2 protein-coding genes are annotated in these 2,455 nt (G+C 68.4%); both read right to left on the bottom strand.

Going from position 1 to position 2,455, the window contains the following annotated elements:
• A partial coding sequence (locus AB1578_23415) for a molybdopterin-dependent oxidoreductase (protein ID MEW6490847.1) occupies positions 1-1,667 on the bottom strand: 1,667 nt, incomplete at its 3' end.
• A 132-nt stretch (positions 1,668-1,799) separates the two neighbouring features.
• Positions 1,800-2,455 (bottom strand): dihydropyrimidine dehydrogenase subunit A (locus AB1578_23410; GenBank protein ID MEW6490846.1); only part of this gene is annotated, 656 nt, incomplete at its 5' end.

The following is a 2,455-nucleotide window of genomic DNA, read 5'->3' as shown; positions in this document are numbered from 1 at the left end:
AGGGCGCCCATGTCGCAGGCGCCCTGCACGTTGTTCTGGCCCCGGAGCGGATTGAGCCCCCCGCCCGCCACCCCCACGTTGCCGCAGAGCATGGCCAGGTTCGCCAGGGCCTTGACCGCGTCGGTGCCCTGGGAGTGCTGGGTGACGCCCATGCAGTAGAGAATCGACGCCGGCTTCGCCGTGGCGTACAGGCGGGCCGCCTCGCGGATCGCGTCCGGGGAGATCCCCGTGATCTCCTGCACCCTTTCGGGGGTGAAGTCGCCCAGGGACGCTGCAAACTCCTCGAACCCCTCGCACCGCTCGGCCACGTAGGCGGCGTCGTGGAGCCCTTCGGCCAGGATGACGTTCATCATCCCGTTGAGCACCGGGATGTTGTGGCCCGGGTCGATCTGGAGGTAGGCGTTGGCGTAGTCGGCGAGCTCGATCTTCCGCGGGTCGATGACGACGAGCTTGGCGCCCTTCTGGGTGATCGCCCGCTTGACCGCGTCGCCGATGATCGGGTGGTTCGCCGTGGTGTTGGAACCGATGATCACAAACGCCTTGGCCTTCTCGAGGTCGGCGATGGAGTTGGTCATCGCGCCGGAACCGAAGCTCGTGGCCAGACCGGCCACCGTGGCGCTGTGTCAGAGCCGTGCGCAGTGATCGACGTTGTTGGTGCCGATCACCGCGCGGAAGAACTTCTGGAAGAGGTAGTTGTCCTCGTTGGTGCACCGGGCGCTGGAGAAGCCCGCGACGGCGTCGGGGCCGCTGACGTCCTTGACCTCCTGGAGCTTCTTCGCCACGAAGTCCAGGGCTTCGTCCCAGGTGGACTCCACGAGCTGGCCGTTCTTGCGCACCAGCGGCGCGGTGAGCCGGTCGGGGTGGTTGACGAACTCCCACCCGAAGCGCCCCTTCACGCACAGGCTCCCCCGGTTGGGCACCGCGTCGAAGTCGGTGGTGGTCACCCGCAGAAGCTCGTCGTTCTTTGCGTTGAGCTCGAGCTGACACCCCACGCCGCAGTAGCCGCAGGTGGTGCGCACCCGCTGGGACTGCCAGGTGCGGGCCTTGCGGGGCAGCACCGAGTCGGTGAGCGCCCCCACGGGGCACACCGAGAGGCACTCCCCGCACGAGATGCACTCCACCCCGGGCACCGGCCCGATGTAGGAGTGGAACCCGTTGTCCACGATCTGGATGCACCCGACGCCCTTGATCTCCTTGCAGGCGTGGACGCACCGGGCGCAGAGCACGCAGCGGTCGGGCCACTGCTGGATGAAGGGGGAGACGTAGCGGGGGACCTGGCGCTGGAAGCTCTCCGCCGTGAAGTCCTGCTTGGCGATGCCGAACTCCCAGGTCAGGTCCTGGAGGTCGCACTCGCCCCCCTTGTCGCACACGGGGCAGTCCAGGGGATGGCGCACCAGCAAGAGCTTCAGGACGTCGCGGCGCATCTCCCGCAGCTCGTCCGAGTCGGTGCGCACCACGAGCCCCTCGCCCGCCACGGTGTCGCAGGCGGTGACGGGCTTGCGGTACCCCTCGACCTCCACCACGCACATGCGGCACGAGCCGATGGGGGCGAGCTTCTTGAGCCAGCACAGGGTCGGGATGCGGATCCCCGCCGCCTGGGCCGCCTCCAGGATCGTCGCCCCCTTGGGGACGCTCACCGCGTTTCCGTCGATCGTCAGGTTGATCATGCAGGACCCCTTGGCTTTCGGCTCTCAGCGGTCAGCGGTTCGACTCTCCGGGGGTGGTTCTCCCTCGCGGCACGCCACGGGACCTATGGGTTCGAACCCCCGCCACCCACTTCACGTCTCACGCTTCACGTCTCACGCCCCAACAGCTACCGCCAGCAGCCGGTAGCAGCGCAGGCAGCGGCTCGCGTCGGCGATGGCTTCCTCGTGGGTGAAGCCGATCTCGGCCTCCCGGAAGTCCTTCACCCGCTCGGCCACCGGCTCGTGGTGGATGCGCGCGGGCTCGGTGGTGGGGGGCACCCCCACGTCTTCCTTGGCGTCGTAGGGCTTGAGCTTCTCCACGTACTGGTTCATCACCCACTCCTCCAGGGGCTCGGTGCGGCCCTCCCGGAGGAAGCGGTCGATCTGGAAGGCGGCCTCCTTGCCCCCGGCCAGCCCCGCGATGAGGGTGAGAGGCCCCGAGACGCAGTCCCCGGCGGAGAAGATCCCCACCCCGTCGTGGACCCCGGCGAGCTTGTTCAGGCCCTGCACCTGGATCTGCTTCCACTTGTCGGCCTTCACGGGGCCGTCCGCGGGCAGGAAGGAGAGGTCGATGGCCTGGCCGATGGCGGGAATGACCGCGTCCACCGGGATCACGAACTCGCTGCCCTTCACCTCCACGGGCTTGCGGCGCCCCGAGGCATCCGGCTCGCCGAGCTCCATCTTGATGAGCTCCACCCCGGTGACCTTGCCCTTGGCGTCGAGGACCAGCCGGGTGGGGTTGTGGAGGACCAGGAACTCGATGTTCTCGG

The sequence above is a fragment of the Thermodesulfobacteriota bacterium genome, from assembly GCA_040756475.1.
Lineage (GTDB): Bacteria > Desulfobacterota > Deferrisomatia > Deferrisomatales > JACRMM01 > JBFLZB01.
Note: the sequence above shows the minus strand (reverse complement) of the source record. Positions and strands in the feature narration are given on the sequence as shown.